This is a genomic window from Pseudomonas caspiana (assembly GCF_040224095.2).
Classification (GTDB): domain Bacteria; phylum Pseudomonadota; class Gammaproteobacteria; order Pseudomonadales; family Pseudomonadaceae; genus Aquipseudomonas; species Aquipseudomonas caspiana.
This window is the reverse complement of the sequence record NZ_CP167995.1, coordinates 2,340,768-2,366,051: the sequence shown is the minus strand read 5'-3', so window position 1 is coordinate 2,366,051 and position 25,284 is coordinate 2,340,768. Positions and strand designations below refer to the sequence as shown.

The following is a 25,284-nucleotide window of genomic DNA, read 5'->3' as shown; positions in this document are numbered from 1 at the left end:
GAGGGCTGACTCATGCGTCCAATGATCATGTTTTCCAACGTCAACAAGTGGTACGGCGAGTACCAGGCCCTGACCAACCTGACGGCTCAAGTGAACACCGGTGAAGTGGTGGTGCTGTGTGGCCCGTCAGGCTCGGGCAAGTCGACACTGATCCGTACCGTCAACCGCCTGGAAGACATCCAGGAAGGCCAGATCCTGTTCGACGGCCAGGACGTGAACGGCACCGATGCCAACGTCAATCGGCTGCGCAGCCGGGTGGGGTTTGTGTTCCAGAGCTTCAACCTGTTTCCGCATCTGTCAGTGCTGGACAACATCATTCTGTCACCCACCAAAACCCTTGGTCTCAAAGGCTCGGCTGCCAGACAGCGCGCCATGCAGTTACTGGATCGCGTGGGCCTGGCGCACAAAGCCGGGGCGTATCCAGCGCAACTGTCCGGTGGTCAACAACAGCGCGTGGCGATTGCCCGCGCCTTGGCCATGGAGCCACCGGTGATGCTATTCGACGAGCCCACCAGCGCCCTCGACCCGGAAATGGTCGGCGAAGTGCTGAGCGTCATGAAAGGCCTGGCCAAAGACGGCATGACCATGATGTGCGTGACCCACGAGATGAATTTCGCCCGCGAAGTTGCTGACACCATCTGGTTCATGGACGCCGGGCAGATCCTCGAAAAAAGCGACCCGGAAAGCTTTTTCAGCCACCCCCAACACCCACGCGCGCAGCGCTTCATCTCAGACCTGCGCGCGCACTGATTTTCAAAAACTGCCGCTGGACCTGCTCTCAACCCAACTTGAATTTCTGGAGTTACCCATGCGTATCAAGCACTTGTTCGCCGCCGTAGCATTGAGTCCATTGGCAGTTACCCTCGCCCATGCCGATCAACTGAGCGACATCATGGCCAAGCAGTCATTGAGCTGCGGCGTGTACGCCGATGTTCCGCCATTTTCCGCACCGGATCCGAAAACCCGTGAGCTGGTGGGCATGGATGTGGACCTGTGTACTGCGCTGGCGAAGAAGCTTGGCGTCAAGCTGGAGCTCAAACCGATGTCGGTTGAAGCACGGATTCCGGAAGTGAAAATGGGCCGCGTCGACGTACTGTTCGCCAACCTGGCGTACACCAAGACCCGCGCCGACCAGATCCAGTTCAGCGACCCGTACTACATCGCCAAGGAAACCCTGGTGGTTCACGCGGTCAATGCCGACAAGGACAAGGCGTTCTTCAAGGGCAAGCGCATCAGCTCTACCAAGGGCTCGACCTCCGAGCAGTCGATTCGTATTGCTGAAGCCATACCCGTGACCTTCCAGGACACCGGTTCAGCGTACATGGCGTTGCAACAGAACAAGGTATTGGGCCTGGTGACCAACACCATGACCGCGATCAAACTGGTCAATCAGGCCAAGGCTTCCGGTGTTGAGCTGGCCATCGCCAAAGAACCGATGGCTCTTGAGCCAATTGGTGCCGGTATGCGCAAAGACGAGCCGGCCTTCCTCGCCAAGGTCAACGAATCGCTGAAAGCCATGGATGACGCTGGCGAAATCGACGCCATCTGGGAACGCTGGATCGGTCCCAACACCGAGTACAAAATGGTTCGTGAAGACAAAGTGCAGAGCTTGAGCTCACTGAAGTTTGATCCGTTGCCTTGATGAGTTAATGCCCTGCGCCAAGTGTGTGGCAGACTCTTTTTTCTGCCTGCTGGCTCAGACCTTTGTGGGAGCAGAGCTTGCTCGCGATAAGGCTATATGCGATTGACCTGTTATCTATGTCGTCCTTATCGCGGGCAAGCACCGCTCCCACAGGTTTTTTGCGCAACTCTGCGAGATGCAATCAACCTGATGAGCCGATCACTTACCGATACCCTCGCGCCTGCAAATCAAACAACTCGGCATAGCGGCCGCCCGCTGTCACCAGGCTGGCATGATCGCCCCGCTCCAGCACCTTCCCCTTATCCAGCACCACGATATGGTCGGCGTTGCGCACGCTGGAGAACCGGTGGGAAATCAGCAGCGTCATCCGCCCTTTGGCGTACTCGCGGAAGTGATCAAATACCGCAGCCTCCGCCCCCGCATCCAGTGCCGCTGTCGGCTCGTCCAGAATCAGAATGTCGGCGTTACGGCGCATGTAAGCCCGCGACAAGGCGATCTTCTGCCACTGCCCGCCTGACAACTCCTGACCACCGGCAAACCACCTGCCCAGTTGCGTGGCATAACCCTTGTCCAGCCGCTCGATGAACTCCGCGGCCATGCCCTGACCGGCTGCCTCGCGCCAACGGTTTTCTTCGCCAAACGCATCGATGTCACCCACACCCAGGTTTTCACCAACCACGAACTGATAGCGAATGTAATCCTGAAAAATCACCCCGATGCGCCGTCGCAATGCATCTTCGTCCCAGTCATTGAGGTCACTGCCATCAAGCACAATGCGTCCCTGATTGGGCCGATACAAACGGGTCAGCAGCTTGATCAAGGTGGTTTTGCCGGAGCCATTTTCACCGACCAACGCCACGCTGCGACCTGGAGCCAAATGCAGGTCGATGTTCTCCAGAGTCACATGGCTGGAGCCGGGATAACTGAAGCTCACGTTTTCAAAACGCAGGCCGTCGCCGGGCAATACGCCTTCGGTCAGATGACCGGTCGCTACTGGCACAGGCTGCCCGAGGTAATCGTACAGATCGGCCAGGTACAAACCATCTTCGTACAGCCCGCTGATTGCACTCAGGCTACTGCTGACCGCACTTTGCCCCTGCTTGAACAGCACCAGGTACATGGTCATCTGCCCCAGTGTGATCCGCCCGTGCACAGCGTCGATCACAATCCACGCATAGGCCAGATAGAACGCACTGGTGCCCAGCAGACCGAGCAGGAAACCCCAGCCATCGCGACGTAAAGTCAGCCGCCGGTCTTCGGCATAAAGCCGCTGGAAAGTGTCGCGATAACGCTGCATCAGCAACGGGCCGAAGCCAAACAGCTTGACCTCCTTGATGTAGGTTTCATGGGATAAGAGCGTTTCGATGTAATTCTGCTGACGGCTTTCCGGGGCTCGGCGGGTGAACAGCCGGAATGCATCGCCGGAAAAATGCGCCTCGGCGAAGAACACCGGCAACGCACCGATCACCAGAATCAACAACGCCCACGGCGAAAAATGCACCAGCAAAATGCCGAAGCTGATCAGGGAAATCAGATTCTGGACCAGCCCGAGGGATTTAGTCACCAGCGCCAAAGGCCGGGTCGACGCCTCGCGACGGACCCGCACCAGCTTGTCGTAGAACTCGGAGTCTTCGAACTGGATCAGCGACAGGGTCTGGGCTTTCTCCAGAATCAGCGTATTGACCTTCTGCCCCAGCTGTACGCGCAGCAGCGATTGCTGAACGGACAACGCCCGTTGAGTCCCGGCCAGCAGCGCCAGGACACCGGCCTCCAGCAACACGTAACGCAACACCGGCCACAATGGCGCCTCACCCGCTGAGGCGTGCAATTGCATGGCGGCAACCACCGCATCGACGATACGCTGGCCGAGCCACGCGGCCAGGGCTGGCAGCACGCCCGCCATCAACGTGGCGATAATCAAGCCGATCGACAAACCTCGGGACGTGGTCCAGACCAACCCCATGGCACGGCGTGCCTGATCGAGAAAAGCGGTGAAGCGACTGACAACGGGCATGCGCGGGGGGACTCTTGAAGATGCAGGATCGTAAAACCGTAGAAGCTGCCGAAGGCTGCGAAGGCATTCATGCTGACACACTGCTCATCGCAGCCTGCGGCAGTCCCTACAAAAGATGTTAACTGTGCAACCGGCTAAGCTCACATCATAAGCCCTGAGGACCTGTGACATGGAAGACACCTACGATTTGCAGCGTTTCGTCGACGCCCAGGCGCCGGTATTCAATCAGGTACTCAGTGAACTGCGTGCCGGTCGCAAACACAGCCACTGGATGTGGTTCGTGTTTCCGCAGATCAGCGGTCTGGGCCATAGCGAAATGGCCCGCCGCTATGCGATTACCTGCCTGGACGAAGCCTTGGCTTATCTTGCGCATCCGCTTCTTGGGCCACGGCTTGAGCAATGCTCGAAAATAATCGAGCCGCAATTGCAGTGGACGGCACGACAGATATTCGGTTCACCGGACGACATGAAACTGCACTCCAGCATGACCCTGTTTGCCACCGCCGCGCCTGAGCGCAAATTATTTCAGGGCGTACTCGATACATTCTTTGATGGCCGCCATGATCCATCGACGCTGGAAAAGCTAAGCCAAGGCAACTGAACTATCAGAACGCCACTAGTGTCATAGCGCTACCACACTTGGAGCGACCTATGGCAATCCGCCGACATTTCGAGATCCGCTACCGAATCCACGGGCAAATGAAACTGTTCGTACAAACTGACTCACAAATGACCGACAGCGATGCCTGGTACTACGCTTGCCTGCACGCAGGCATTGGCGTAATGCATGATCTGACACCGCCTCCCGAGGAAATCGTCGTGCTCAAGCATCACGCCGAACGCTCGGGATTAACCGACGTCAGTTGGCAAGAACAAACCTAGCGCCCGGCCCGCTGCACGCAACGCTCACGTCGATCATCAACCCGCTCGGCGAACCACGCGGTAGTCAAGTCCCGAGTGATCTTGGGGCTTTGCAGGGTAATCCCCGGCAAGATAGCCCGAGGCAGGGGTTTGCCTGCGGCCTGCTCAGCCAGCTCGAAGACCCGCTCGTAAACTTCGGTCTCCTGGAAATCCAGCGTGTCACCCTGTTTGAGCTGGCTGAAAATCGCCGAGTTGCTCATGTCCAGACGCTTGCCCAATGTGCGAATCGCCAACTCGGTCGCGCCCGGCGACGTCGAGTCATAGCGGATCAGGTCACCGTCCAGCGCCAGCTTGATGCCCGTGGCACGGCTGACCGCACTTTGAAAGGCAGCATTGCGACTGGCGTACCAGCCGGCATTGAAATCCGCGAAACGGTAAAGCGACTGCGGATAATCTGCGGGGTAACCGAGCAAATGCGCGATCCCGAAATACATGCCGCCACGTCGACTGAACACTTCCCGGCGAATGGTCCCGTCTATCGGATACGGATAACCCTTGGCCTGTTTCTCGGCGAAGGCGATGCTGACTTGCATCGGTCCGCCGGTGTGCACCGGATTGAGACTGCCGAACAGAGTCTGGCCCATGGGTACCATGCCAATGAAGTCATCAAAGATCGCACTGAGGTCCTTCTCCGTACGCGCCGCGTCAAGTCGCGCTGCATAGGTTTTACCGTTGGGCGAGCGGATCTTCAAAGCGCGGTTGATGAGCACCTGAGGGATGTGCAGCCGGGCGGCACGACGATCTATTTCGCCGCGAGCAATTCTGGCCATTCCCGGGACAGCCGGGTCGACTTGATAAGTGGATTCCTGCTCGGTCACTGCCAATACGGAACACAGGTTTTCGGTGCTGGGCTCCAGTTCCTGCGCTGCAAAAGCAGTCTGAATATCAGCGGCCCAGCCCTCCCGATCAGGCGTTTTGGCGGGCATCAGCCGCACGATCTGCGCGCGTACCTGGCCCGGCGTCAGCTCAGGTGCCTGCTGGCTGCGTTGTGTGCCGCAGGCAGCAAGCAGCAGACCGCCAAACACAATCAGCAGTGGCTTGAGTACGTCTGGAACACGGAGCGAAAACCCGAAAACCGGCAGCATTGATCGATTCAAAAGCATGCTTCCCCTGGCTCTAGTGAAATTTGAATCAACCGCATGGCAGCTGATTCGAATTCAATAGACCCGCGCAGAAGCGTGAATGCTCGGAGTTTTCCTGAATGGCGGTCAATCCGCGGTCAGAACACCGACCATTCAATCCGCGAACTGAGTTTTTCCAGAGCAGCCATGCCCGCCAGCGAATTGCCTGCGGCATTGAGCTCAGGCGACCATACGCACACCGTGAAACGCCCCGGCACCACAGCGACGATACCGCCGCCGACCCCACTCTTGCCGGGCAAGCCGACTCGATAGGCGAAATTGCCCGCTTCGTCGTACAGGCCACTCGTGGCCATGATCGAGTTGAGTTGCTTGGTCTGCCGTGCGCTGAGGATTTGCTCGCCGCTGTGTACGCAATAGCCCTGATTGGCAAGAAAGCCAAAGGCACGGGCCAGGTCGACGCAGCTCATGCTCAAGGCGCAGTGATGGAAATAGCTGCGCAGGACCGCCTCAACCTCGCCATGGAAATTGTCGAACGACTTCATCAGATAGGCAGCGGCTGCATTGCGTGAACGGTGCTGGTATTCCGAATCCGCTACTTTCGAGTCGGAAATAATCTCCGGATTGCCACACAATCGACGCACAAAGTCGCGCATCGACAATGCCGGCGCGGCGAAGCGCGACTGGTTGATATCACAGATCACCAGGGCCCCGGCATTGATGAACGGGTTACGCGGTTTGCCGCGCTCGAACTCCAGTTGCACCAGCGAGTTGAACGGTTGACCTGACGGTTCATGACCCAGACGCTGCCAGATATCCTCCCCGGAATGCCCGATGGCCTGCACCAGACTGAAGACCTTGGAGATACTCTGGATAGAGAAACGCGTCTCGGCATCGCCCGCGCAATACAGCTCACCGTCGTTGCCATATACGGCAATGCCCAATTGATTCGCAGGGACCTCGCCCAGCGCCGGAATGTAGTTGGCAACTTTGCCCATTCCAATCAACGGACGTACTTCGTCGAGTATCTCGTTCAGCAACTTCTGCATGGATGTGCTCATTGTTTTCGGGACCGCATGCTAGACGATCAATGGGCGAGGCGCATCACACGGTGTCTGAGGCTGGCTGATATTTCTGTAAGAACACGCATTGTGTCCTCGACATACTGCGCGAAGCATACATTGGACCTGTAGCTGCCGAAGGCTGCAATAAACGTTCTAACCAGCGTGCAGAAAAGCAGCCTCGCACGCCAGTATTCCGTCAATGAGCCCAGCGTCGATGTAGATTTCTGGCTAACGCGTCAAGTAAATACCCCAGAAAACCAATCACCAGCACCATCGCCATCAATTCCGAATACGCCAGCCGATCACGGGTATCGAGTATGAAGTAGCCCAACCCGGCGCTGACCCCAAGCATTTCGCACGGCACCAGCACGACCCAGAGAATGCCGATCGACAGACGTGTACCAGTCAGCACATGACCGACAATGCCTGGCACGACGACCTTGCTCAGGGTCTCCCAGCGCGTTGCACTCAGGCTGCGGCTCAACTGGAGCCAACGCGGATCAAGCTGCCTGACCCCGGCCACGGTATTGAGCAAGATCGGCCAGACGGCAGCGAAAGTCAGCAGAAAATAGATCGGCTGATCACCGACGCCCATGAGCATCACCACCACTGGCATCCACGACAAAGGCGAGATCATGCGCAACAGTTGAAAGGCTGGCGTGGTCGCGGCCTCAAGATTGCGCGAGCTGCCAATCAATAACCCCAGGGGAACGCCGATCAGCAGCGCCAGCGACAGGCCGACGACAATCCGTTTCAGGCTGATCAGCACGTGCTCGTAGAGCTCAGACCGCCCCAGCAACTCCCACAGGCTGACAAAAGTCGCTTGAGGAGAAAAACGCCCTGACAAGCCGTCCGTTTCGCCAAACAACTGGATGCCTGCCCACCAAAAGAGCAACAGACAAAGCAGCCCGACAATGCCGAGCACAATGTGCCCGGCTGCGGAATTTCGGGTCGTCGTCAAATGCCGAACTCCTCAGTGCGCTCAAAGCTGTCCCCGAGCCCGAAGGTCTTCAGGCCGCCCACAGCCGCAATACTGTTGCGCACAAAGCGATCATCCACCAGGTCGCGGGCGGCATACGCCGGATCCAGGTCGGTAAGGAAGCCTTTGTCGCCCTCGATCAACGTGTCTTTCAGACGGCGCACCAGTGCTTCGGTGTAACTAGGAAACGGGTACGGCTGAAAGTCGATCCGATGCTCGTCCCACTTGGAATGCTGGATGGCGCCGCTGGCCAGGTAGCCTTGACGCTCAGTGGCTTGAGGCGCCAAGACCCGATCAAGCACCGATTGGGCATGCGGTGTGTAGCGATTCTGACCATCTTTGGAAAGCAGCTTTGCCGCCTCGGCGCGATTGTCGCGAGTCCAGACCTGAGCCTGCACGATGGCGTTGACCACCTTCTGGGACCACTCGGGACGGTTGTTCAAATCATGCTCGTGCATGAACACCACACAGCAGGCATGGTTGCGCCACAGGTCACCTGTGAAGCGCTGAATACGTCCGACCTTGAGGTCTTCGGCCAGGGCGTTGAAAGGTTCAGCGACGATGTAGCCCGCAATCCGCTTACTGGCCAGTGCCGGAGGCATGTCTGAAGGAGGCAGCACAATCAGGTTGACCTCATTGGCCCCCAGTGCCGCACCACCTGACTTGCTGACCGGCACCAGGCCGTTATCACGCAACAGCCCTTGCAGTACAACGTTGTGTACCGAGTACCAGAACGGGATCGCCACCGTCTGGCCGCCCAGTTGTTTGACGTCGTGGATGTGGGGCGCAACGGTCAGGCCCGAGCCGCCGACGTGGTTCCAAGCGACCACCTTGGCTGGCACCTTGCTGGCGTAACGCGCCCAGACAGTCATGGGTGACAGCAAATGAATGACGTTGACCTGCCCGGAGATAAACGCCTCGATGACCTGCGCCCAGCTTCGCAGCAATACCGGTCGTTCTGCCTCGATGCCCTGCGCCTCGAACAAACCGTTGTTGTGAGCCACCAGTAATGGCGTCGCGTCGGTGATGGGCAGGTAACCGATTCGCACCGGAGCATCAGGTTCAGCTGCAGCCCTTGCCTGCAGGCTGTTGAGCAAGGGTAATGCGCCCGCCGCGGTCAGCATGGCGCTGAGTTTCAGGAAGTCACGACGGGTATGATTGAAGTCGTCCAGGCACATGGCCATTCTCCGGTGAGTCGAGCGATTTAAGGTTGTTGTTTGAATTGCGGCTCGCCCGCCGAAGGGTTTTGAGTATATCGATACGCAGTGTGCCCAGTTCTTCGACCAGCTCGGCCCGGGGCTGAGGCAGATCAATGCGCCACTCGCCTAACGTCCGCGCCGGGGTGTTGCCCAGTAGCAGGATTCGATCGGAGAGCAGCAAGGCTTCATCAATGTCGTGGGTAATCAGCAACGCTGCGGTGTCATGCCGCGCAATTACTTTTAGCAACAGTTGTTGCATGTCCGTACGGGTCACTTCATCCAGCGCACCGAACGGCTCATCCAGCAGCAACACCTGTGGCTGGCGCGCCAGGCAACGGGCCAGAGCCGTACGTTGGGCCATACCACCCGACAGTTGCGCCGGGTGATAGTGGCGTGCATGGTCCAGCCCCACCTCTGTGATCGCCTGAGTGATACGGGCCTCGCGCTCGACGTCAGTCAGGTGCGGTTGGCGAGCAAAATCGAGTCCGAACGCCACGTTCTTTTCCAGCGTCAGCCAAGGCAGCAGACTCGGATCCTGAAAGGCAACGGCCACCCTGGGATGTGGGCCATTCAAAGGTTCACCCAGCAAGCTGACACTGCCTTCTCGGGCCGTCTGCAGGCCTGCCAACACGCGCAGCAGACTCGACTTGCCGACGCCGCTGGGGCCGAGAATGGATACGACCTCGCCCTTGGCCAATTTCAGGTCAAAATTTTCCAGCACGCTTTGCCAGCCGTCATCACGGGCATAGCCAAGGCCGATACCCGACGCCTCCAGCAACAGCCGACTCATGCTGCGTCTTCCGCGGCGTGGCGACGAAGCTCGGCACGTAGCTGCACCAGACTCGGCGTGACGATTGGCAGGAACGCTGACTCGCGCCAGCGCCGCGCGAAATGGCTGCCGTATTCACATAGAAAGGCTTTGCCGCCACTGGCCTGGAGCTCCAGCTGTACCGCGCTCGCGGCCGACTCGGCCAAGGCAATACGCAGACGAAACAGTGCCGCCGGTTGAGTCAGGAAGCGGCCCTCCAGCAGCCCACGCTTGAGTTCATCCACGGTGTTTTGTAAATGGAGCGTGTGCTCCTCCAGCTCACCACGCAGGACTGAACGCGAACCCTGTAAATGATTGTCGACCTCCTTGAAGGCGCGCCGTGCTAGCCCGATCGACATGCCGCATTGCAACCCGAGAAACGCCGGACGTACTGCTGGCAGAAACTGCCGGGCATCTTCGTGCAGCAACCAGTCGGCGTTCAGTTGCACGTCCTTGAGTTGCAGTGCGGCGGTGTTGCTCGATTGCAGGCCCATCAACTGCAGGTCATCAGTGCGCTGCAAGCCCTCGGCAACCTGTGGGATTGCGAGAATAAACGGCTTGCCGCCCTGCTCGTGCTCAATGGCCGCGGCGACCACAAAACCACTTTTGCGCAGGTTCGTCACCCAGTGCAGCCGGCCATTTAGCGACCAGCCATCAGCGTGTGGCTGAGCACTGATCTGTAATGACTCAATGCCCGAGAGGAACTTCATCGCGTTGGATAACCCTGTCGCACCCGCCAACTGACCACTGAGCAAATCCGGCAGCAACCGCTGACGCAATGCCGTGTTAGGGCTGTACAGCAAATATTCGATAAATGCCCGCTGGCCCCATAACACGAACGCGGCGGCCAGTGAGTGGCCCGCCACGTGTGCAACCGCTTCGACGGCATCCGCAACATCACCGCCGCTGCCGCCCTGTTCGCTCGGGATGCCAACGCCTAGCACCTGCGCAGCAACCAGTTGCGCCAGTACCTGCTCAGGATCGTGACTGCCAAGGTCAAGCGCATTAGCATGAGCATCCAGCCATTGGCTTGATTCGGAGTTGAGCATGATGGTTCTCCCGTGCGGTGTATTAATGGCCTGGTCCCTGCCATTGGTAAGGCGCCAGTTCAGGATTGAGCGGCGTCCTGGCAAAGACATTGGCGAAGTTGCACAAGGTCGCCAGGCTCACGCCGAGGATCACCTCCAATGCGTGGCCCTCCGCGTAACCTGCTTTCAGAAACGTCGCATAGTCCGTATCGCTGACATTGCCCCGGGTCGCGATCACGGCACGGGTAAACGCGGCTAATACTTCGAGTTTTTCCTCGGGCAGCGCCTGGCCCTCGCGTAGCGCATCGACCACGGGCTGTGGCAGTCGAGCCTTGTTGAGCGCCACGGACGTATGCCCGGCGACGCAAAAACTGCATTCATGGGTGGTCGCCGCAATCAACTGCACGACTTCCCTTTCAGCCAGACTTAGCTCAGCCTTGCCGTTGAGTGCCGATACGGTGAGATAGGTTTCCAGCGCCGCTGGCGCGTTAGCCAGCACCCCGAGAAGATTGGGGATGAACCCGGAGGTCGCCTGAGCTTTTTCCAGAAAGCCCTTGGCTGCCTCAGGGGCGCTTTGTATGGAGTGAACAGTGACACGAGACATGGAGTGGACTCCTTGATACAAGATGGGTCCAAGTCTGTTGGTTATAAGAATTCCGATCCATATTCTAAAGTCGCAATTACTTGCTCCTGAGTGTTTCCCTTAGATGATTTCTTCAAGCCCCCTTATCGATTGGTTATTAGAAAGCCTGGAGTTGGACGCCAGCCTCTTCCACGTGGGTCGCTATTGCGGTGGCTGGCACGCCAGCACTCACGGTATGGCGCGAGCCAGCTTTCATCTGGTGGTGCAAGGACATTGCTGGTTGCACATTGATGGCGAAGAACAGGCACAACGGCTCAACAGTGGCGATGCAGTGTTCCTGCTACGAGACCTTGACTATCGACTGTCGAGTGAAGCGCAGCCTGAACTTGCGCGTAGCCAGCCACGGATCGAGATGCAGGCACTGGACAGTCAGGCCACCGAAGGGGTCGGTCTGGTCTGCGGCTTTTTCCATTTCCAGCCCGGCTTGTCAACGCTGCTGATCGAAGCGCTGCCCGACTGGTTGATCCTGCGTGCAGACGAGCCATCATCCGATGCGGCACGCAGCCTGTTCCAATTGATTCTGCTGGAGTGCGACCGCCAGCCAGCGCCCTCCTCTTCCATTCTTGAGCGGCTCAGTCATCTGCTGTTTTTATATGTCCTGCGTCAGCACGTGGCTGACAATGAGGCCTTGCGCGGCCTGGTGGCGCTGGCAAAAAACCCGTTGTTTGCCGGGCTGCTGGCAAAGATGATCGAGCACCCGGAACAGCCTTGGGGCCTGGAAAGCATGGCGGCCTGCACCGGTTTGTCTCGCTCGGCGTTTTTCAAGCGTTTCAATGAATTGGCAGGCCAGTCGCCGGGGCAGGTTCTACTGATGCTGCGCATGCGCCATGCGTGCCGTTATCTACAGGCCAATAAAACCGTAGAGCACGTTGCGACGGCAGTGGGTTATCAATCCACCGCCGCATTTACTCGAGCGTTCAACAAGACTATCGGCGTCCAACCCGGTGCCTATCGCAAGCAGCACGAAGTCCGTTAACTATTGGGTACCGGTGCCTGGCCGTCCAATAGCCGCGTTAACGCGTTGAGTACGTGCCGTGGCTTTTCCAGCATCAACTGATGACCGCATTGATTGAGCAATTCGAAACTGGCATTCGGCAGACGCTGGAAGAGCGCTTCACCGCCTGCAGCCGGGGTCAAGCCATCGCTGTCACCCGCCATGACGTGGACGGCCACCTTGATACTGTCCAGCTCGACCAGCTCCGGCCAGCGTGCTTGACTCATTAGCGCCTTGAACACGTAAAGCGGATTGCTCTCGGTGAGTTTTTCTTCATAGGCCACCAACGCCTGATCGGCCTGGGCATGCCAGGCTCGCGTCCTGAATCCTTTGGAAAGCCAAGGGCGTAGTATCTCCAATAGCCACGCAGGCAAGGACAGCACCGGGTTTTTGGCTTCAGGGCGAAGCAGCATAGAGCCCAGCAACAAAACACTCTCGACAGTGGACGCGCTGTCCTGGCGCTCCAGCCGGGCCAAGGCACTGAGGGTCAAACCGGTGCCGAACGAATGGCCGACCAGAACATTGCGTTCGCCCTTATAACGACGCAACACCTCGAGATAATCCTCGACCAGTTCCTCCCAGGCGTAGGCCGCCGACTGCTCTGGCTTGGCGCTGGCGCCATGGCCCAGCATGTCCCAGGCCAACAAGTTGTAGCCTTGCGCGGCCAATGCTCGCCACTGGTTACGCCATTGGTCCTTGTTACCGCCGCTGCCGTGGCAGAAAAACACCACCCGGTTTTCGTTCCGCGTACCGGTGTGGCGCGCTATATCAATGAAGCGCCCCGGCCGAATTTCCACGCGCTCCCCTGCTACTGTATTTCGGGCAATGCTGTTCCCGGCCTCATGCATACACTTTCTCTCCATTGAACAGGTCGCTTGCTTTCAACTGCAGATGCTCGCGCAAGGTATGACCGGCGTACTCACGACGAAACAACTCCCTGCGCTGCAACTCAGGAATAACTCCATCGACAAAATCCTCAAGGCCGCCCGGTAAAAACGCCGGCATGACGTTGAACCCGTCCGCCGCGCGCCCTGTGAACCACTCTTCCAGTTCGTCGGCAACCGATGCCGCAGTGCCGACCACCACGCGATGCCCGCGGGCAGCGGCCATCCGCAAATACAACTGACGAATGCTCAGGCCTTCTTTCTGTGCGACTTCACGCAACAGGTGCTGACGGCTGACGCCCGAGTTGGTTGGCGGCAAGTCTGGCAATGGTCCATCCAGGGGCACGCTGGACAGGTCAGCACCACCAGCGATATCAGACAGCAGTGACAATCCGACCTCAGGCTCCACCAGTGCCTGCAACTGCTGATACAAATCCTCTGCGTGGGCCTGGCTGCTACCAATCACCGGCAGGATGCCCGGCATCACTTTCAGGCTGTCCGGGTCGCGGCCAAGTCTGGCCATCCGACGTTTGATATCGGCATATAGCGCTTGCGCGCAAGACAGGTCCGGTTGGGCGGTGAACAGTACTTCAGCATGCGCGGCGGCAAACTCACGGCCCACGTCGGAGGCCCCGGCCAACACCTGCACCGGGGCGACGCCTTGCTGTCGCCAGACGGCGCGAACCGACTCCAGAAAGCCGGCCGCCTTCTGATAGCGCTGAGCATGTTCAAAATGCTGGTCGCGACCAAAATTGGGGGCTTCCTGAACATTACTCGACGTCACCAGATTCCAGCCTGTTCGCCCGCCACTCAGGCGATGCAGGGAAGCAAAACTGTGCGCCACGGTCTGCACACTGTTGTAGGACGAAGTCACCGTGGCAATCAGGCCGATGTTGCGAGTCACAGCTGCCAATGCGCCCAACAATGTCAGCGGTTCGAAGTGCTCGGTGCGGGCCATACGGCTCAAGGCAGGTAGCTCACCGGGCAGCATTGCCAATGTGTCCGACAAAAACACGGCATCGAAACAACCGCGCTCGGCCGTCTGGGCCAGGTGTTGGTAGTGTTCCAGGCTCAGGCCGCCATCAGCCTGAGCCTGGGGCAAGCGCCAGGCCGCAATGTGATGACCGGTGGCCATGAGAAATGCATTCAGGCTCATCTGCCTTGAAGTGTGGGTCATGAACAAACTCTGTCGGGTTCAACGTCCTCGGGCGTAAGCGCCGCCCCGGGCAACGCCTTGAGCAAGGCCTGCGTGTAAGGATGAACAGGTGAAGTGAATACCGCTGCCACTGACCCGGTCTCGACGACCTTGCCCCGATGCATCACGGCAATGCGGTCGCAAATTCGTGCGGCGACGCGCAGGTCGTGAGTGATGAAAATCAGGCTCAGCTTAAGGCGTCGCTGCAGGTCTTCGAGCAGTTCGAGAATCTGCACTTGAATCAGTGCATCGAGGGCGGAAACGCACTCATCGGCAATCAGGATTTTTGGTTGCACTGCCAGCGCCCGAGCGATGCCGATGCGCTGGCGCTGACCGCCGGAAAACGCTTGCGGGTAGCGCTCGAATGCACTGTCAGGCAAGCCCACCAGTTCAAGCATCTGCAACGCGATCAGCCTGGCTTGCTCGGTGCCGACACCATGAGCCAGCGGCCCGGTCATGATGATGTCCCCGACTCGCTGACGTGGGTTCAGGGATGCGAACGGATCCTGAAAAATCATCTGAATATCGCTGCGTAATGGACGCAGTCGAGCGGTGGACAATCTGGTAACGGTTTGCCCGTACCATTGAATATCACCTGAATCAGGACTAAGCAGGCGAATCAGATTACGCCCCAGCGTCGACTTTCCAGAACCGGACTCACCCACGATCCCCAGGGTTTCACCTTCGCGCAATTGCAAGTTGACGTCGAGCAACGCCTGATTCTGCTGACGCCGAAACCAACCCTTAGAACGGCTGAATGACTTACTGACACCCGCTGCGCTCAAGACGACGTCGGCAGCGGCGTCATAGCTGCGCGCATGAGCAGCCTTGGCCGACACCGCTTCAATGAGTCGACGGGTGTAAGTCTGCCGAGGTGCCTGCAATACCTGAGTGACATCACCCTGCTCAATCGAATGGCCTTTTTCCAGCACCAGCACCCGATCAGCGATAGCCTCAACCACCGCAAAGTCATGGGTAATGAACAACACGGCCATGCCCTTCTCACGCTGAATACGCCTGAGCAACTCAAGGACCTGAGCTTGAGTCGTGACGTCCAGCGCCGAGGTCGGCTCATCGGCAATCAATAGCAGCGGATCAAACGCCAGCGCCATGGCAATCACAACTCTCTGGCGCTGCCCCCCGGACAGCTGGAACGGGTAGGCATGCTGCAATGCCTGCGGGTCAGGCAACCCGACATAGCCAAGCAGCTCAACCACCCTGCTGCGGCGCGTTCTGCGCGATTGCACGCCATGAGCGGCAAGGGTTTCATCAATCTGCCGACCAATGCTGAGCAGTGGATTGAGCGCGCTCATCGGTTCCTGAAACACCATGCTGATGCCGCGCCCACGTAACTCACGCATGGCCTCCTCGTTCAGCTCCGCTAGCTCGCGCCCCTGAAACAACAGACTACCCGCCTCAGGATTCAGTTGCTCAGGCAGCAGACGGAGGATCGCGTTGGCGAGCATTGACTTGCCGGAGCCAGACTCACCCACCACACAAAGGCATTCGCCCGGCTCAATCTGCAGGGACAGGTCATAGAGCGCATGGCTGCGGTCAGCATCAGCAGGCAACGGAATACGCAAGCCGGAAATACTCAGCAACGGCTGGCTCATGAGTTCACCTCGTTACGCCTTGGCGGCTCGAACGCGATCCGCAAGCCTTCGCCGATACGATTGACGGCCAATACGCAAAACATGATCGCCAGTCCAGGCAACAGACTCATCCACCACGCCTGCCGCAGCATATTGCGCGATGCGTTGATCATGTATCCCCAGCTCATGGCTTCCGGGTCGCCCAATCCGAGGAATGCCAGGGCCGCTTCGGTCAGAATCGCGGTGGCCATGACAAAAGTCATGGTCACCAGCAACGGCGAAAGTGCATTGGGCAGGATCTGCGTGAGGATGATCGCCAGCGGGCGCTGACCGAGCACTTGCGCCGCCAGCACGAACTCCCGCTGACGCAAGCTGAGCACTTCGCTACGAATCAGCCGTGCCACTGGAGGCCAGGCCACCAGTGCGATACCGAGCACCACCGACCACAGCGACGGCTCCAGTACAGACACAAGAATCACTGCCAACACCAACTGGGGGACGATCTGAAAAAACTCAGCGATGCGCATCAAGAGCTCGTCCAGCCAGCCACCGACGTAACCTGCCAGCGCCCCGATGCTCAAACCCACCAGCAAAGTGGCCAGACTGGCCAGTGCGGCAACAGCCAGGGACATACGAGCGCCGTATAACATGCCACTGGCGATGTCCCGGCCCAGCATGTCACTGCCCAGCCAATGCTCGGCAACGGTAAACGGAGCAAGCAACGGTTTGGCAGTCATTGCCCAGGGGGACTCAATCCCCAGCCAGGGCGCGGTCAACGCAAGCACTGCCAATGCGAGCAAAAACAAGCTGCTGAACAACGCGCCAGGTTGCGTCACAAAGCGTTGTAAAACCGGAAAGCGGATCATCAGCGCGAACCTCCCCTACCAATGCGCGGATCGAGCCAGCGGCATATCAGGTCAGTCACCAAGTTGAAGCCCACCACCAATACAGAAATCACCAGAAACACGCCCAGTAGCAATGCGTAATCACGCTGACCGAGCGCGTCGTAGAGCAGCCTGCCGATCCCCGGCCAGGCATAAACCACTTCGATCAATAATGCGCCGCTCGCCAATTGCCCTAACTGCAGACCTGCAAAAGTAATGACCGGCAGCAAAGCGTTACGCAGCACGTGCCCATACAAAATACGACGTGGATGCAGGCCCTTGGCACGAGCCGTTTTGACAAACTCCTGGGCCATGGCCTCCAGCATCGCGGCGCGGGTCAGGTGTACGTACAACGCAAGAAACAGAAAGCTCAAGGACAGGCACGGCAACAGCAGATGCGCAGCATAATCACTGATCCACGCCCGGCCATGCAGCTCCTGCCCCACCGACGCCATGCCGAATGCAGGCAACCATTCGAGCAGAACCGAAAACAGCAAAATCAGCAGCAATGCCAGCCAGAACGACGGCGTCGCGTACAACACCAATGCGGCGTGAGTGATCAATTTGTCCAGCCAGGCACGCCGTGATCGACTTCGCGCAGCGACGATTCCCAATGCAACCCCGACCAGCGACGAGAACAGGAATGCCGAGCCCATCAGCAACAATGTCGCGGGCAAGCGCTCGGCAATCAGCGACCAGACACTGGTCTGGTTGCGATAGGAATAGCCCAGATCCAGTTGCGCGACCTGCGTGAGGTAATTGAACAACTGCTGCGCCAGTGGTTGATCCAGCCCCATGCTGTGACGCAGTTGTTCGATGTACCGCGCATCGTCGATTCCCGCCTCGCCCGCCATCAACAGCGCAGGATCGCCGGGAGCCATGCGAATCAGCAGGAAGCTCAGCACCAGCACCCCGACGATCACGACCAACGCCCGGCCCAAACGCCAGCCCAGATAAAGCAGCCAGTTCATGGCGCCGGACGCTCCAGATAAACGCTGTCATAGCTTTCGTTGAGACTGGTGGCGGTCTGCAACAGATTTTTCACCTGCGAGTGGTACAGCGTCGGGAAACGCATTTCGAAGATCGGCGCCAACGGCAGGTCGTGGTTGAGCACATTCTCCAGTTCGCTGTAGGTCTTGGTGCGCTCGGCGCCCTCGGTTAGGTCGGCGACTTTCTTCCACTGCTCATCCGCCACCGGATTGTTGTAACCACCAACATTGGAGAACGGCGAAGTCTTGTTGATGTTCTCGGAGCGGTACAGGTACGAAGTCACCAGGTACGGATCGCCAATCTGAAAGATGAAGTTGTAGGTCAGGTCGAACTCCCAGTTACTGACCCGCTGGAACCATGTCGCCGCATCGGACGTCACCACATCGACCTTGAAACCCAGCGGTTGCAGGGATTGTTTGGTGTACTCGGCCAACCGCTCCCAAGCCCCGCCTTTTTCGCCGTTGAGCAAGCGAATGCGAGTCTTGCTGACGTCCACGCCGGATTCGGCGATAAGTGCCTTGGCCTTGGCCAGATCGAATGAATACTGAGCCAGAGAAGGGTCATGAAACGGAGTACTCGAAGCGAACGGCCCCTGCGCAACCTTGCCTGCGCCGAAGAAAATGTTGTCGACGATAAAAGGACGGTTCAACGCGTAGAGAATCGCCTGGCGAACCTTGACGTTATCCAGTGGCGGCTTGCGCAAGTTCATCTGCAAAAATGCCAGGCCCGAATACAGCTCGTAGCCTTTCTCGCTGGCCGTCACGTCCGGCAATGCGCTCAAGCGCTGCAAGTCAGCGTAATCAGCATCGCCACTGCGTAGCACCTGCACATCGTTGCGCTCAAATGCGGCCGCCCGGGAAGATGCATCGGGCAACACATGGAAGATCACCTCGTCGAGATACGGCAGGCCTTTTTTCCAGTAATCAGGGTTCTTCGTCAGTTTGATATATGCGCCGCGCTTCCACTCCTTGAACACGAACGGGCCGGTGCCCACCGGTTTCAGGTTGTAGGGGTTGTTACGAAAGTCAGTACCGGCATAAAGGTGTTTGGGCGCAACCGGACGCAGACCGCTGCCCAACAGGGACAGCAACGGTGCGAATGGCTTTTTCAAATGGAAGACCACTTGAGACTGTGTCGGCGCTTCGATGCTGGCCACATAACTGGCAAAAATATCGCCCAGACGTTTGTCCAGTTCCGGGTAGAAGGTCTGGAAGCTGAACAATACGTCGTCGACCGTAAAAGGCTGACCGTCGTGCCAACGCACGCCCTCCTGCAAATCGAAGGTGTAGGTGAGGCCGTCCGGGGAGATCGTCCAGTGTCTGGCCAGTACCGGTTGTGGCTGGAGGCTGGTGTCGAAGGTCAAAAGCCCTTGCAGTACCTTACCGCTGACGTATTGGGTGGATACATGGGTGACGACGCCGTGCATCAACGATGGCGGCTCGGGTTGTGCGACGAGATTCAGGATGCCGCCCGCTTGCGGCTCGGCCTGCGCTATGCCGATGTTCAACGCCAGGCTGACAGCCAACCCGGTCAGCAGCGTCCACGCCCCTTGCCGCCAGGCACCACGTGATGACGAGACGGGTCGCGAGGTTTGAGGGATGTGGCGTATCGGCATGTGAACTCCTGGGCTATGTCGAGCGACGCCAACAGCGACGTCCGATTACCCTGATAGCAAGCGCTGTGCCACGGCCTGCAAATCCACTGCCATAGTGCTTCGCCGATTCTGCAGTACCCTGCACTGATGAAATATCCACACACTGGCCAGCATGTTGTGGAAAAAGCAGCAGCCTTTGGTGGCTGGATTTATGTGCAGAAGAGCGCTAATGGCATAAGCGTTCGTAGGTACGCTGCCTATTTTGAAGCCGGATTGGGGGACACATCCTTTACTGCAATACCGGCCTTCACCGCAAAAAAAGGATATGTACTCAAATCACGACACTCAAAAAATCTGACTGGCACAAGGTTTGCGACTACGGCGTAAATTCCATTCAGCGAGCAGCCAGACATGTCACAGGATTATCTGGGCAATCCCATCGACAGCCAGCGCGACGATACGCAACGCGGCATTGACGATTTCGTGGGCGGTTTCCTCGGCTATCAGCCACGGGCCGAAAACATAATTGCGGTTGCCGACGCAGACCCACAATCGGTCCTTGCCAACGCCTTCGCCGGCCTGTTAATGATGTTTATCGAATCCCCCGCAGGCCCTGGACTCGCTGAGCATTACCGGCAGCGCGCAGAACAGGCAAGCCCTGCCAGCCATGCTCGCGCAGAGCTGTACCTGCGAGTACTCAATGCCTGGACAACCGACGACGTGCCGCAAGTGCTCGCGCTCACCGAACAACTGGTCGACGAATATCCTCGCGACCTGTTCGCTGTGAAGCTGAACCAATACCTGCATTTCAATTGCGGCGACTGGCCCGCCATGCTGAGGATCGCGATAAAAGCACTGGAAAAAGCCAGCGACATTGCCCACACCCACGGGCTACTGGCCTTTGCCTACGAACAATGTCACTTGCTCGATCAGGCCGAGTTGTCGGCACGCAAGGCACTGGCTTTGCAACCTGACGAGCCTTGGGCGCAGCATGCGCTGGCTCATGTGCTGCTGACCCAAGGCCGGATCAACGAAGGCACTGCGTTTCTGCAGCAAGCCAGCCTTGGCTGGGCAGGCCTGAACTCTTTCATGCAAACCCATAACTGGTGGCACCTGGCGCTGTTTCATCTGGCGCGCGGCCGTCACCGTCAAGTCCTCGATATTTACGACCAACACGTGTGGGGAGTTTTCCCCGAATACTCACAGGACCAGATCGGCGCAGTGTCGTTGCTGACCAGGATGGAGCTTGCCGGTATCGACGTCGGACTGCGCTGGCAGTCGCTTGGCGAATACCTGCGGGTCCGGACAGAAGACACTGTGCAGCCGTTCCTCAGTCTGCAATATCTGTATGGCCTGGCCCGAGCGGGACTCGCCAGCGAAGCCGCACAACTGCTCGACGCGCTGACCGCCCGCGCTCGCCACGCCCCTCTGTTTTCCCGGGCGGTCTGGAGTGAGACCTGCCTGCCTTTGGCTCACGGCCTGCTGGCTCATGCTCAAGGTGACTATGCAGCAGCGGCGCGTTGGCTAGCCGGGGCCTTGCCGCGCCTGAACGAAATCGGTGGCAGCCATGCGCAACGTGATCTCTTCGCTCTGATTGAACTTGACGCCCGAGTGCAATCTGGCGACTGGCTGGCGGCGCAGCAGACACTTGAGTCACGCCGCCGATATGACGGCTTCGACGTCCCGACCAATCTGGGCCTGGAGCGGGTTTATCACGCACTGGACCTGCCGGCTGAAGCGCGCCGCGCCCGGCAACGCGTCACCGAAGTGCTGGCACCGCAAGACACCATCAAGCATTAACTGATGCCCGAGCCAGATGCACACCCCGGGCAATGGCTCGAGCCACACAATCAGCCGCAGACGAGCCGATGCGGCCGACGTCCACTTGCCGTCTTGAACCACTGGCCAGCTCTATGGCACCTGAGCTGATGGCGAAAACCGTGTCGCCATCAAACGGCAGATGAGCCGGCCGCACGGCACGGGCAATGCCGTCCTGAGCCATGATTGCTACACGCGTGCATTCGGCGGTAGTCAGTTGTGCATTGCAGGCAACCACCACCAGCGTGGTATTTACCCCGGCTTGCAGGCGCCCCATGGCGTCGAGCCTGGACAGCTCGGGGATCGGATCGCTGACGTCCATATCAAACGTCGGCCGATGCCCACCGAACTCACCACGAATCTCCCAGGGCCAGGCCCAGAAGGTTTTGCCATCAGGCATGTACACCGAGCCAATCGGGTTAGCGACGGCCAGCGCCGCCACGATCAGACCATCACCAAGGTCCAGCGACGCCGAGCCCAGCCCGCCCGGCAATACGCCCGCCATAGCGCCGAGACCCGCACCCACACTGCCTTGGGCAAAATCCTCAGCAGCCGCAGCAAAGGCCTCGAATCCCAGTCTCCGATACGGTGGCTCCAATCCCCAACGCTTGTCACCTTCGTTGGCCAGATCATGCAGCACAGCCGCCGGTACGATGGGTATGCAGGGTGTGCCGTGATTCAATTGCAGGCCAATACCCTCCGCAGAAAGCGCGGATGCAACCGCATCGGCGGCGCCCAGCCCGAATACCGACCCACCAGAAAAGACCAGTGCATGCAGTTGCCCCACCATGTTCTGAGGTTCCAGCGCCGCAGTTTCACGTCCTCCCGGCCCTCCACCCCGAACATCAACACCTGCGGTCCAGCCACGATCGGCACGAATCACCGTTACGCCGCTTTCAACCCTGTCGTCCGATGCATGTCCAACCCGCAGGCCGGGAACATCGGTGAGAGCATTACGAATACCAGGCAGCGGCATTTACATCTCCATCAATTGATCAACCAGTTGATGACGGACAGCAAACGCTGTGCCAGTGCAGATGGAAGCTGACAGCAGGAGGATTTCGTTGGACCGGCTTTAGCCGGGAGTGGCCGGGACAGACACTGAATCCTTCGCAGCAGACATACCGCCTTCCCGGCTGAAGCCGGTCCCACAGCATAGGGTCTGCGCAAGATCATTCGCCTCTGAAACCCCTCTGACGAAACGACTCAGCGCGCTGCGGGAAAACCAGCAGCCTGCCCCGCAAACTGTTAAAAAAACACCACCCTCCTTAGAAAATCAACCTATCACATTGATATTTATTGGTTTTTTAGGATGGCACAAGGCTTGCTCTATTGCTGCACCAGCGCTTGAGGCGGTCGCAGCACAGGACCGGCGACAAGCCGATAACAACTCAAACGACGCAACAAGAGTTTGCGCCAGAACAATGCCTTGGCTCGGCATCCCATGAGGGCACCGGCCACCGCCCAATGGGAGCATCAATAAACATGAGTCATTCGCACGCTAATCCGTCCCGGCAAAAACGCAGGCTTTTCGCCCATACGCTGCTGTTCCTTTCGATCTGCGAGGCCGCCGGTTACAGCAGCCTGAGCCTCGCTGCCGAAGCGGCCGACAACCCACTCGACACGGTCGTGGTAGTGGGTAACCGCGGTCAGGCTCGCACGTTGGCTGAAAGCCCTTCACCGGTTGACGTAATTTCCTCGACACAACTTCAGGCCACTGGCCAAGGCGATCTGACCCGGGCGTTGAGCCGCGTTCTGCCGTCACTCAACCTGCCGGCATCGTCCGGTTTCGGCTCCACGTCCATCGTGCGGCCCATCAGCCTGCGCGGTCTCAATGGCGATCAGGTTCTGGTACTGGTCAATGGCAAGCGGCGGCATAACAGCGCCTTACTGAACAATGCCACGTCGCTGAACTCGGGCTCGCAACCGGTGGATATCGACATGATCCCCACCGCCCTGGTCGACCATGTAGAGATCCTCCGCGACGGAGCGTCGGCTCAGTACGGCTCGGACGCCATTGGCGGAGTGATCAACATCGTGCTCAAGCAGACCGATCACGGCGGCAGCGTGTCCACCACCTACGGTCGAAACTACGAAAACGGCGACGGCGAAACCGTGCGCCAAACCGGTAATGTCGGGCTGGCACTGCCCAACGACGGCTTCATCAATCTGGCGCTGGACGTTAAAAAGCAGCGCGTCTCAGACCGCTCTGACAACGCGCCTTACACCGATTCCGCAGGTAACACCAGCAACCAGCACACCTATTACGGTACCGGTCTGCCGGAAGCTCGTAACTTCAGCCTGGGCTACAACGCCGAACTGCCCATTGGAGATTCGACCCTCTATTCCAATGCGACCTACACTCGACGCAACTCGGAAAAACCCTTGGCCTTCCACCAGCCCGCCTCATTCAACGGCATTGCCACGCCGTTCCCGGAAGGCATTGAAGATACCCTGCGCTTTATCGAAAACGACTTTCAGTTCACGGCGGGCAACAAGGGCCAGGCGCTGGGTTGGGATTACGACCTGTCGAGCACCTACGGCCAGGATCACGCCGAAGCCACTCTGCGCCACACCTACAACCTGAGCTACGGCGCCGACTCGCCCACCTCGGTGGACACCGGCGTCAAAACCTTCAGTCAGTGGACCAACAACCTCGACCTTACCCGCTCGTTCGATTTTGGCCTGGCCAGACCGACCCAGATTTCATGGGGCCTGGAGCAGCGCTATGAGAACTACAAAATCGGCAAAGGCGACTATGAGTCTTACGCCAGCGGCCCGTTCACTGTTGGCGCGAACGGCTCACCTATCCCGCCGGGGACCATTTCCGGCGCGGGTACTACACCGCAAGACGCAGCCGAGCGTGGCCGCACCAGCCTTGCAGGCTATGGCGAGATCGGCCAGGACCTGACCGATAAATGGCACATCGACCTGGCGGGACGCTACGAGCACTACAACGATGGCTCAGGCACAACCACTAATGGCAAGCTGTCGACCCGCTATCAACTGACGCCGATTCTCGCTGTGCGCGGTACTGCGAGCACAGGATTCAGGGCACCATCGCTGGCTCAGCAGATCTACAGTTCGACCTCCCAGAGCAACGTCAACGGCAACCTGTTCGACTACCGCAACGTGGCTGTGGACTCTGATGTCGCCAAAGCTCTGGGTGCTTCAAATCTGAAGCCGGAAAAATCCACCAACTACAGCCTCGGCGTGACGCTGCAACCCACCGATGTCACCAGCATCACCCTCGATGCTTACCAGATCAAGATTCGCGACCGCATTGCCCAGACCGGTTACCTGGGTGGCACACCAGCCATCCAAGCGATCCTGACCAACGCCGGACTTAACCCTAACCAGGCCGTGACCTACTTCACCAATGCCCTGGACACCACCACACGCGGCGTCGATCTGGTCGGCGATTACCGTCAGGATCTAGGCGCCTATGGCCGTGTGCGCTACACCCTTGGCTTCAACTGGAACACCACACAGATTGATGACATCCACGCTTCGAGCGTCGCTCAAGCCGCGCTGGGGCCAACCGGCGGCTATGACCGTCAGCGGCAAGGCAACCTCAAGCACGGTGTACCTGAATCGAAAACCCTGCTGGGTGCTAACTGGGACATTGGCAAGTTTCAGGTCGGCCTCAACCTGACCCGATTTGGCGAGTACACCGAATACGGGACTGCCGAACAGTTTGACCGCACCCACGCGGCGACCTGGATCACTGACCTCAACGTCGATTACCACGTCACCAGTCAGATCACCCTGACAGCCGGGGCGAACAACCTGTTCAACAAGTATCCGGAGCGCACCAATCTGCCTACCGCCTCGGGCGCTTTCCCTTACGGGACCTTTTCCCCATATGGCACCACCGGTGGCTACTGGTACACCGGTATCGCCTACGCATTCTGACCCTCGTTCCGCCGTCCCTTGTCCGGCTCATCCGGCCGAGG

General features: G+C 58.7%; 22 protein-coding genes. 7 read left to right on the top strand and 15 right to left on the bottom strand.

Annotated features, from left to right (window positions below):
• Window positions 1–21: 21 nt before the first annotated feature.
• Both ABRP31_RS10850 and ABRP31_RS10845 read left to right on the top strand, forming a co-directional pair.
• The gene (locus ABRP31_RS10850) at window positions 22–750 is read left to right on the top strand and encodes an amino acid ABC transporter ATP-binding protein (protein ID WP_349972329.1); all 729 of its coding nucleotides are present in this window, start codon (window positions 22–24) and stop codon (window positions 748–750) included.
• A gap of 58 nt (window positions 751–808) precedes the next feature.
• Complete coding sequence (locus ABRP31_RS10845; protein ID WP_349972306.1) at window positions 809–1,642, top strand: ABC transporter substrate-binding protein; 834 nt, start codon at window positions 809–811, stop codon at window positions 1,640–1,642.
• 202 nt (window positions 1,643–1,844) lie between these two features.
• Here ABRP31_RS10845 and ABRP31_RS10840 read toward each other — a convergent pair whose 3' ends face one another.
• Window positions 1,845–3,656: an ABC transporter ATP-binding protein gene (locus ABRP31_RS10840; RefSeq protein ID WP_349972305.1), complete on the bottom strand. Its 1,812-nt coding sequence runs from the start codon at window positions 3,654–3,656 to the stop codon at window positions 1,845–1,847.
• Window positions 3,657–3,825: 169 nt separating this feature from the next.
• On the opposite strand from ABRP31_RS10840, the gene ABRP31_RS10835 reads away from it, so the two are divergent.
• Both ABRP31_RS10835 and ABRP31_RS10830 read left to right on the top strand, forming a co-directional pair.
• Window positions 3,826–4,257 carry a DUF1810 domain-containing protein gene (locus ABRP31_RS10835; protein ID WP_349972304.1) on the top strand — a complete coding sequence of 144 codons (432 nt, stop codon included), beginning with the start codon at window positions 3,826–3,828 and terminating at the stop codon, window positions 4,255–4,257.
• A gap of 50 nt (window positions 4,258–4,307) precedes the next feature.
• Window positions 4,308–4,538 (top strand): DUF6555 family protein, encoded by a 231-nt coding sequence (locus ABRP31_RS10830; protein WP_349972303.1) that lies wholly within the window; start codon window positions 4,308–4,310, stop codon window positions 4,536–4,538.
• Here the strand turns inward: ABRP31_RS10830 and ABRP31_RS10825 are convergent.
• From ABRP31_RS10825 to ABRP31_RS10795, 7 genes are all read right to left on the bottom strand, one after another.
• The gene (locus ABRP31_RS10825) at window positions 4,535–5,680 is read right to left on the bottom strand and encodes a DUF1615 domain-containing protein (protein WP_372489369.1); all 1,146 of its coding nucleotides are present in this window, start codon (window positions 5,678–5,680) and stop codon (window positions 4,535–4,537) included. The two genes, ABRP31_RS10830 and ABRP31_RS10825, sit on opposite strands and share 4 nt — an antisense overlap.
• A gap of 116 nt (window positions 5,681–5,796) precedes the next feature.
• Window positions 5,797–6,705 carry a glutaminase B gene (gene glsB / locus ABRP31_RS10820; RefSeq protein ID WP_349972302.1) on the bottom strand — a complete coding sequence of 303 codons (909 nt, stop codon included), beginning with the start codon at window positions 6,703–6,705 and terminating at the stop codon, window positions 5,797–5,799.
• 211 nt (window positions 6,706–6,916) lie between these two features.
• The gene (locus ABRP31_RS10815; protein WP_349972327.1) at window positions 6,917–7,648 is read right to left on the bottom strand and encodes an ABC transporter permease; all 732 of its coding nucleotides are present in this window, start codon (window positions 7,646–7,648) and stop codon (window positions 6,917–6,919) included.
• A 29-nt stretch (window positions 7,649–7,677) separates the two neighbouring features.
• Window positions 7,678–8,877, bottom strand: a complete 1,200-nt coding sequence (locus ABRP31_RS10810) for an ABC transporter substrate-binding protein (protein ID WP_349972301.1) — start codon at window positions 8,875–8,877, stop codon at window positions 7,678–7,680.
• Window positions 8,843–9,688, bottom strand: coding sequence for an ABC transporter ATP-binding protein (locus tag ABRP31_RS10805; RefSeq protein WP_349972300.1), 846 nt, complete (start codon window positions 9,686–9,688; stop codon window positions 8,843–8,845). The genes ABRP31_RS10810 and ABRP31_RS10805 overlap by 35 nt, the downstream gene beginning before the upstream one ends.
• Window positions 9,685–10,755, bottom strand: coding sequence for an acyl-CoA dehydrogenase family protein (locus tag ABRP31_RS10800; protein WP_087268011.1), 1,071 nt, complete (start codon window positions 10,753–10,755; stop codon window positions 9,685–9,687). The genes ABRP31_RS10805 and ABRP31_RS10800 overlap by 4 nt, the downstream gene beginning before the upstream one ends.
• A 22-nt stretch (window positions 10,756–10,777) precedes the next feature.
• A complete protein-coding gene (locus ABRP31_RS10795; protein ID WP_349972299.1) occupies window positions 10,778–11,338 on the bottom strand; it encodes a carboxymuconolactone decarboxylase family protein in 561 nt (186 codons plus the stop codon).
• A gap of 103 nt (window positions 11,339–11,441) precedes the next feature.
• On the opposite strand from ABRP31_RS10795, the gene ABRP31_RS10790 reads away from it, so the two are divergent.
• A complete protein-coding gene (locus tag ABRP31_RS10790) occupies window positions 11,442–12,353 on the top strand; it encodes an AraC family transcriptional regulator (protein WP_349972298.1) in 912 nt (303 codons plus the stop codon).
• Here the strand turns inward: ABRP31_RS10790 and ABRP31_RS10785 are convergent.
• The 6 genes from ABRP31_RS10785 to ABRP31_RS10760 are packed head-to-tail and all read right to left on the bottom strand — an operon-like array spanning window position 12,350 to window position 19,531.
• Complete coding sequence (locus ABRP31_RS10785) at window positions 12,350–13,168, bottom strand: alpha/beta hydrolase (protein WP_349972297.1); 819 nt, start codon at window positions 13,166–13,168, stop codon at window positions 12,350–12,352. The two genes, ABRP31_RS10790 and ABRP31_RS10785, sit on opposite strands and share 4 nt — an antisense overlap.
• 43 nt (window positions 13,169–13,211) lie before the next feature.
• Complete coding sequence (locus ABRP31_RS10780; RefSeq protein WP_349972296.1) at window positions 13,212–14,432, bottom strand: LLM class flavin-dependent oxidoreductase; 1,221 nt, start codon at window positions 14,430–14,432, stop codon at window positions 13,212–13,214.
• The gene (locus ABRP31_RS10775) at window positions 14,429–16,063 is read right to left on the bottom strand and encodes an ABC transporter ATP-binding protein (RefSeq protein ID WP_349972295.1); all 1,635 of its coding nucleotides are present in this window, start codon (window positions 16,061–16,063) and stop codon (window positions 14,429–14,431) included. The genes ABRP31_RS10780 and ABRP31_RS10775 overlap by 4 nt, the downstream gene beginning before the upstream one ends.
• On the bottom strand, window positions 16,060–16,908 hold the full coding sequence (locus tag ABRP31_RS10770) for an ABC transporter permease (protein ID WP_349972294.1): 849 nt from the start codon (window positions 16,906–16,908) through the stop codon (window positions 16,060–16,062). The genes ABRP31_RS10775 and ABRP31_RS10770 overlap by 4 nt, the downstream gene beginning before the upstream one ends.
• The gene (locus tag ABRP31_RS10765; RefSeq protein WP_349972293.1) at window positions 16,908–17,897 is read right to left on the bottom strand and encodes an ABC transporter permease; all 990 of its coding nucleotides are present in this window, start codon (window positions 17,895–17,897) and stop codon (window positions 16,908–16,910) included. Before ABRP31_RS10765 ends, ABRP31_RS10770 begins: the two co-directional genes overlap by 1 nt.
• The gene (locus ABRP31_RS10760) at window positions 17,894–19,531 is read right to left on the bottom strand and encodes an ABC transporter substrate-binding protein (protein ID WP_349972292.1); all 1,638 of its coding nucleotides are present in this window, start codon (window positions 19,529–19,531) and stop codon (window positions 17,894–17,896) included. The genes ABRP31_RS10765 and ABRP31_RS10760 overlap by 4 nt, the downstream gene beginning before the upstream one ends.
• Window positions 19,532–19,921: 390 nt before the next feature.
• Between ABRP31_RS10760 and ABRP31_RS10755 the strand changes: the two genes are divergently transcribed.
• Complete coding sequence (locus tag ABRP31_RS10755; RefSeq protein ID WP_349972291.1) at window positions 19,922–21,310, top strand: tetratricopeptide repeat protein; 1,389 nt, start codon at window positions 19,922–19,924, stop codon at window positions 21,308–21,310.
• Here ABRP31_RS10755 and ABRP31_RS10750 read toward each other — a convergent pair.
• Window positions 21,300–22,304: a P1 family peptidase gene (locus ABRP31_RS10750; protein ID WP_349972290.1), complete on the bottom strand. Its 1,005-nt coding sequence runs from the start codon at window positions 22,302–22,304 to the stop codon at window positions 21,300–21,302. The two genes, ABRP31_RS10755 and ABRP31_RS10750, sit on opposite strands and share 11 nt — an antisense overlap.
• 509 nt (window positions 22,305–22,813) lie before the next feature.
• Between ABRP31_RS10750 and ABRP31_RS10745 the strand changes: the two genes are divergently transcribed.
• Window positions 22,814–25,243: a TonB-dependent receptor gene (locus ABRP31_RS10745; RefSeq protein ID WP_349972289.1), complete on the top strand. Its 2,430-nt coding sequence runs from the start codon at window positions 22,814–22,816 to the stop codon at window positions 25,241–25,243.
• The last annotated feature ends 41 nt before the right edge of the window (window positions 25,244–25,284 follow it).

Bases quoted from the DNA above. Each gene is read 5' to 3' on its own strand.
- glsB (WP_349972302.1), bottom strand. From the start codon at position 6,705: ATGCAGAAGTTGCTGAACGAGATACTCGACGAAGTACGTCCGTTGATT.
- ABRP31_RS10825 (WP_372489369.1), bottom strand. From the start codon at position 5,680: ATGCTTTTGAATCGATCAATGCTGCCGGTTTTCGGGTTTTCGCTCCGT.
- ABRP31_RS10840 (WP_349972305.1), bottom strand. From the start codon at position 3,656: ATGCCCGTTGTCAGTCGCTTCACCGCTTTTCTCGATCAGGCACGCCGT.
- ABRP31_RS10800 (WP_087268011.1), bottom strand. From the start codon at position 10,755: ATGCTCAACTCCGAATCAAGCCAATGGCTGGATGCTCATGCTAATGCG.
- ABRP31_RS10755 (WP_349972291.1), top strand. From the start codon at position 19,922: ATGTCACAGGATTATCTGGGCAATCCCATCGACAGCCAGCGCGACGAT.
- ABRP31_RS10810 (WP_349972301.1), bottom strand. From the start codon at position 8,877: ATGTGCCTGGACGACTTCAATCATACCCGTCGTGACTTCCTGAAACTC.
- ABRP31_RS10845 (WP_349972306.1), top strand. From the start codon at position 809: ATGCGTATCAAGCACTTGTTCGCCGCCGTAGCATTGAGTCCATTGGCA.
- ABRP31_RS10770 (WP_349972294.1), bottom strand. From the start codon at position 16,908: ATGATCCGCTTTCCGGTTTTACAACGCTTTGTGACGCAACCTGGCGCG.
- ABRP31_RS10830 (WP_349972303.1), top strand. From the start codon at position 4,308: ATGGCAATCCGCCGACATTTCGAGATCCGCTACCGAATCCACGGGCAA.
- ABRP31_RS10745 (WP_349972289.1), top strand. From the start codon at position 22,814: ATGAGTCATTCGCACGCTAATCCGTCCCGGCAAAAACGCAGGCTTTTC.
- ABRP31_RS10775 (WP_349972295.1), bottom strand. From the start codon at position 16,063: ATGAGCCAGCCGTTGCTGAGTATTTCCGGCTTGCGTATTCCGTTGCCT.
- ABRP31_RS10765 (WP_349972293.1), bottom strand. From the start codon at position 17,897: ATGAACTGGCTGCTTTATCTGGGCTGGCGTTTGGGCCGGGCGTTGGTC.
- ABRP31_RS10835 (WP_349972304.1), top strand. From the start codon at position 3,826: ATGGAAGACACCTACGATTTGCAGCGTTTCGTCGACGCCCAGGCGCCG.
- ABRP31_RS10780 (WP_349972296.1), bottom strand. From the start codon at position 14,432: ATGACCCACACTTCAAGGCAGATGAGCCTGAATGCATTTCTCATGGCC.
- ABRP31_RS10805 (WP_349972300.1), bottom strand. From the start codon at position 9,688: ATGAGTCGGCTGTTGCTGGAGGCGTCGGGTATCGGCCTTGGCTATGCC.
- ABRP31_RS10850 (WP_349972329.1), top strand. From the start codon at position 22: ATGATCATGTTTTCCAACGTCAACAAGTGGTACGGCGAGTACCAGGCC.
- ABRP31_RS10760 (WP_349972292.1), bottom strand. From the start codon at position 19,531: ATGCCGATACGCCACATCCCTCAAACCTCGCGACCCGTCTCGTCATCA.
- ABRP31_RS10790 (WP_349972298.1), top strand. From the start codon at position 11,442: ATGATTTCTTCAAGCCCCCTTATCGATTGGTTATTAGAAAGCCTGGAG.
- ABRP31_RS10750 (WP_349972290.1), bottom strand. From the start codon at position 22,304: ATGCCGCTGCCTGGTATTCGTAATGCTCTCACCGATGTTCCCGGCCTG.
- ABRP31_RS10795 (WP_349972299.1), bottom strand. From the start codon at position 11,338: ATGTCTCGTGTCACTGTTCACTCCATACAAAGCGCCCCTGAGGCAGCC.